Genomic DNA, 4449 nt, shown 5'->3' with positions numbered 1-4449 from the left:
CAGAAGTGAAACGCCGTAGCGCCGATGGTAGTGTGGGGTCTCCCCATGCGAGAGTAGGGAACTGCCAGGCATCCAAACAAAAAAGCCCTCTGCTGACGCAGAGGGCTTTTTTACGTCTGACGATCGGCGAAAAAAGTTTCATTTCCCGGCGCAGCGCCATCAAAACTTCCCTACAAGCCTGAACTGATGCGGTAAACTACGCGCAGATAATTTCGCAAAGGCCGCATAATGTCCCACCAGTATCCTTCTCTGCAAGCTGACAACACTCTTGGTCTGGCGATCCGCGCGCGCGATCGTATTATCGCTGAGACGCCAGAAATGATCCTCAATGCCTGGCGAGATGCCAGAGCCGCGCATCAGCCATTTATTCTGCTGGGCGAAGGCAGCAACGTGCTTTTTCTGGACGATTTTGCCGGTACCGTCGTGCTTAATCGCATTAAAGGCATCGATATTCAGGAGCAGGACGAGGTCTGGAAGCTGCATGTCGGTGCCGGTGAAAACTGGCACGCCCTTGTAGAGGCGACCCTGAAAAAGGGGATCCCTGGACTCGAAAACCTGGCGTTGATCCCTGGTATGTCAGGCTCGGCGCCGATACAAAATATCGGCGCCTATGGCGTCGAATTCAAAGATGTTTGTGACTATGTCGATGTACTGAACCTCGAGACGGGTGCGACGCAGCGTCTGTCGCGCGAAGCGTGCGCATTCGGTTATCGTGACAGCATCTTCAAGCATCAGTACCAGCAGGGATATGCGATTATCGCCGTGGGGCTTAGCCTGAAAAAAAGCTGGCAGCCGGTACTGACCTATGGCGATTTAACACGTCTCAATCCTGCTACGGTAACCGCCTGGGAAGTTTTTCACGCCGTATGTCATATGCGTCAGAGCAAGCTGCCCGATCCGCGTGTGACGGGTAATGTTGGTAGTTTCTTTAAAAATCCGCTGATAAGCCGAGAGCAGGCAGAGCAGCTGAAACTTGCCTATCCGGAGATGCCTTTCTACCCGCAGAAAGAGGGCGAAGTAAAACTAGCCGCAGGCTGGTTAATCGATCAGTGCCAGCTAAAAGGGTTTCGCATCGGCGGTGCGGCAGTGCATCAGCAGCAGGCGCTGGTGCTGATTAACGCCGAACAGGCCACCTCTCAGGATATCGTCGCGCTGGCGAAAGCAGTACGCGCTCGCGTTGGGCAAAAATTTGGTGTATGGCTTGAGCCCGAGGTGCGCTTTATCGCGGCACAGGGCGAGTGCAACGCCGTAGAGGCAATCCTATGAAAGACCATAGCATCCCGCTAAAGCTGGTCGAAATACTCTCAGACGGCGAGTTTCATTCTGGCGAACAGCTTGGCGAATCACTGGGAATGAGCCGGGCGGCAATCAATAAACATATCCAGACGCTTAAAAGCTGGGGTCTGGATATCTACACGGTTACGGGAAAAGGCTATAGCCTGCCGGCGCCGATGCAGCTGTTGAATGAAGAGGCGATACTGGCGCAGCTGCATCAGCCTAATCTGGCGATCATCCCGGTTATCGACTCGACCAACCAGTACCTGCTGGAGCGGATGAACGAGCTGCAATCAGGCGACGCCTGTATTGCTGAATACCAGCAGGCGGGTCGAGGACGTCGAGGGCGGCAATGGTTCTCACCGTTCGGCGCTAATCTCTATATGTCGATGTACTGGCGTCTCGAGCAGGGTCCTGCGGCCGCGATGGGGCTGAGTCTGGTTATCGGCATTGTCATCGCCGAAACCCTGCAGCAGCTGGGCGCGCAGGACGTACGTGTGAAGTGGCCTAACGATCTCTACCTACAGGATCGTAAACTGGCGGGCATTCTGGTTGAGCTAACGGGGAAAACAGGCGACGCCGCGCAAATTGTGATGGGGGCCGGTATTAATCTGGCGATGCGCGGCGCGGAAGCGGCGCAGATCAATCAAGGCTGGATCAATCTGCAGGAAGCCGGGATTGCAATTGATCGAAACGATCTGGCTGCAAAGCTGATAAACAGCCTGCGCGAGGCGCTACCGCTCTTTGAACGTGATGGATTAGCACCTTTCACCGAGCGCTGGAAAGCGCTGGATAACTTCTTTAATCGCCCCGTTAAGCTATTAATCGGCGAGCGCGAGATCCACGGCATCGCGCGCGGTATAGATAAGCAGGGCGGGCTGCTGCTTGAACAGGATGGTGAGGTGAAATCCTGGGTAGGCGGCGAAATATCCCTTCGCCCACAGTAATAAAAAGCCTGCGCGATGCAGGCTTTTTTTATGCTATTTCCTTAGCCTGACCCGGTCGACAGCATGGTTGCCGCCTTTGGTCATAATCAAACTGGCTCTTTCGCGGGTCGGCAATATGTTCTCTTTTAAATTCAGCCAGTTGATCTCTTTCCACAGCCCAGTAGCGATCTGCACGGCCTCCTCTTCGGAGAGCTGCGCATAGTGGTGGAAATAGGAATCGGGATCGGTGAAAGCGCCCTGACGGAATTTTAAAAAGCGATTGATGTACCAGCGCTGTAGCAGGTCTTCAGGCGCATCTACATAGATAGAGAAGTCGACGAAGTCCGACACAAAGACGTGGTGTGGATCGTGAGGATAATCCATCCCGCTTTGCAGAACATTCAGGCCTTCGAGAATCAATATATCGGGCTGATGCACGACTTTATCGCCATCCGGGATAACGTCATACACCAGATGAGAATAAACCGGCGCCGTGACCTGACTGGCGCCTGATTTCAGGGCGGAAACGAAGTTAACCAGTCGATGCATATCATAAGACTGAGGGAAGCCCTTCTTCTTCATCAGGCCGCGCTCTTTTAGCACCGCATTAGGATGCAAAAAGCCATCGGTGGTAATGAGCTCGACTTTGCGATGTTCGGGCCAGCGGCTCAGCAGCGCCTGCAGAACGCGCGCGGTGGTGCTTTTCCCCACGGCTACGCTGCCGGCGATGCTGATAATGTAAGGGATCTTCTGGCCGTCTGTGCCCAGGAACTGTTCGAGCACTGCCTGACGACGCAGATTGGAGCTGATATAGAAGTTAAGCAGGCGCGATAAAGGCAGGTAAATCTCTGCGACCTCTTCCAGAGACAAATCTTCATTGATGCCCTTTAACTGCGTAATCTCCTCTTCTGTTAAGGTCATTGGCACAGAATTACGTAGGGCGGCCCACTGCTTACGCGTGAACTCTAAATAGGGTGTGGTCAGAGGTGAATTCTTTTTATTCATAAGTATGCGTCTGACTGCAGATTAAGGCTGATTCATATCATGCAGGTAAAAAAACCTGGCGGGATATGAGCACCATAGCGGCATGTCACAAGGTCTTTACTGAGAACAATGGGCTGGAGGTTAACATCAGTGTGATAATAAAAAGAAGAAAAATGATAAATACGCGCACGCTTTCGCAAGCGGCTGCGCATAAGCCCGGCTTCAGCACAGCAGGTATCTGACAAACTTGCTCAGAAAAGCCTCTGGCTCAAGCGTAATCTTTTTTCTGGCCGTGGAAAAAGGGCACCGCCGCGAAAATTTTTTTCATTTTTCCTCTTCGTCAGGCGTGCAAAAGTTAGTGTAGGTCTCATCTGGCTCGTTATGTTCAGGCGATAAATACAGCAGCGTAGCGGAATAAAACTTGCCGAGATTGCCTAAATTTCCCTCACTAAGGCGCTAAAATGCGAGGATTTGCACAAATAGTAAGCGATAGAGTTATTTCAGCGATTTTTTTGTTGCATCCTGTCCCCGACCTTCCTAGAATGCGCGTCACTTGATGCCGGCTTAGCTCAGTTGGTAGAGCAACTGACTTGTAATCAGTAGGTCACCAGTTCGATTCCGGTAGCCGGCACCATCAAGTAGGTGGGATTCCCGAGCGGCCAAAGGGAGCAGACTGTAAATCTGCCGTCACAGACTTCGAAGGTTCGAATCCTTCTCCCACCACCATCTCAACCTTGCCGGTTGGGAGCAGATAAACAGCCTGTTTGTCTGTCGGTGAGTCACTTCTCTCACCCCAAATTCAAACTGCGCTTCGGCACAGTTAAAGTCGGTCAGCAACGCTGTCAGACTTCGAATAGTAGGGGAACATCTCTTATTATTCACAAGCTACAGAAAGAACAGGTAGCCGAGTTCCAGGATGCGGGCATCGTATAATGGCTATTACCTCAGCCTTCCAAGCTGATGATGCGGGTTCGATTCCCGCTGCCCGCTCCAGATGTGCTGATATGGCTCAGTTGGTAGAGCGCACCCTTGGTAAGGGTGAGGTCCCCAGTTCGACTCTGGGTATCAGCACCACTTCCTTTATCTCCTCCCTGATTCTCTCTCTGTAAATCCTGCATTCAGGCAAAGCCTGGTTGATGTGATGATATCTACGATATATCCGTGTCTTAGAGGGACAAGCGATGGCTAAAGAGCAATTTCAACGTAACAAACTGCACGTAAACGTGGGCACCATCGGTCACGTTGACCACGGTAAAACCACCCT

Annotated in this window: 5 protein-coding genes and 4 tRNA genes; 8 read left to right on the top strand and 1 reads right to left on the bottom strand. The window is 52.3% G+C overall.

Annotation, left to right across the window (positions count from 1 at the left end):
* From ACR6A7_RS21005 to birA, 3 genes are all read left to right on the top strand, one after another.
* Positions 1-182: hypothetical protein (locus ACR6A7_RS21005; RefSeq protein WP_434127134.1), on the top strand; the 182-nt coding region annotated here is incomplete at its 5' end.
* A gap of 46 nt (positions 183-228) precedes the next feature.
* Positions 229-1266: a UDP-N-acetylmuramate dehydrogenase gene (gene murB / locus ACR6A7_RS21000; protein WP_434127133.1), complete on the top strand. Its 1038-nt coding sequence runs from the start codon at positions 229-231 to the stop codon at positions 1264-1266.
* A complete protein-coding gene (gene birA / locus ACR6A7_RS20995) occupies positions 1263-2222 on the top strand; it encodes a bifunctional biotin--[acetyl-CoA-carboxylase] ligase/biotin operon repressor BirA (RefSeq protein WP_033756005.1) in 960 nt (319 codons plus the stop codon). The genes murB and birA overlap by 4 nt, the downstream gene beginning before the upstream one ends.
* A 33-nt stretch (positions 2223-2255) precedes the next feature.
* Here the strand turns inward: birA and coaA are convergent, their stop codons facing one another.
* Positions 2256-3206, bottom strand: coding sequence for a type I pantothenate kinase (coaA, locus tag ACR6A7_RS20990; RefSeq protein WP_434127132.1), 951 nt, complete (start codon positions 3204-3206; stop codon positions 2256-2258).
* A gap of 537 nt (positions 3207-3743) precedes the next feature.
* Between coaA and ACR6A7_RS20985 the strand changes: the two genes are divergently transcribed.
* From ACR6A7_RS20985 to ACR6A7_RS20965, 5 genes are all read left to right on the top strand, one after another.
* A tRNA-Thr gene (locus tag ACR6A7_RS20985) sits at positions 3744-3819 on the top strand.
* A 7-nt stretch (positions 3820-3826) separates the two neighbouring features.
* Positions 3827-3911, top strand: a tRNA-Tyr gene (locus ACR6A7_RS20980).
* A 192-nt stretch (positions 3912-4103) separates the two neighbouring features.
* Positions 4104-4178: transfer RNA gene (locus ACR6A7_RS20975), tRNA-Gly, on the top strand.
* A gap of 5 nt (positions 4179-4183) precedes the next feature.
* Positions 4184-4259, top strand: a tRNA-Thr gene (locus ACR6A7_RS20970).
* Between the two features lie 107 nt (positions 4260-4366).
* Positions 4367-4449, top strand: an 83-nt coding sequence (locus ACR6A7_RS20965; RefSeq protein WP_332459973.1) for a GTP-binding protein, incomplete at its 3' end; no start/stop codon positions are given.

Origin of the sequence: Pantoea phyllosphaerae, from assembly GCF_051025595.1 — a bacterium.
Taxonomy (GTDB): Bacteria; Pseudomonadota; Gammaproteobacteria; order Enterobacterales; family Enterobacteriaceae; genus Pantoea.
The sequence above is the reverse complement of the archived record's forward strand: the minus strand, read 5'-3'. Positions and strand labels throughout refer to the sequence as shown.

Coding starts and splice junctions, on each gene's coding strand:
- coaA (WP_434127132.1), bottom strand. CDS start 3,206: ATGAATAAAAAGAATTCACCTCTGACCACACCCTATTTAGAGTTCACG.
- murB (WP_434127133.1), top strand. CDS start 229: ATGTCCCACCAGTATCCTTCTCTGCAAGCTGACAACACTCTTGGTCTG.
- birA (WP_033756005.1), top strand. CDS start 1,263: ATGAAAGACCATAGCATCCCGCTAAAGCTGGTCGAAATACTCTCAGAC.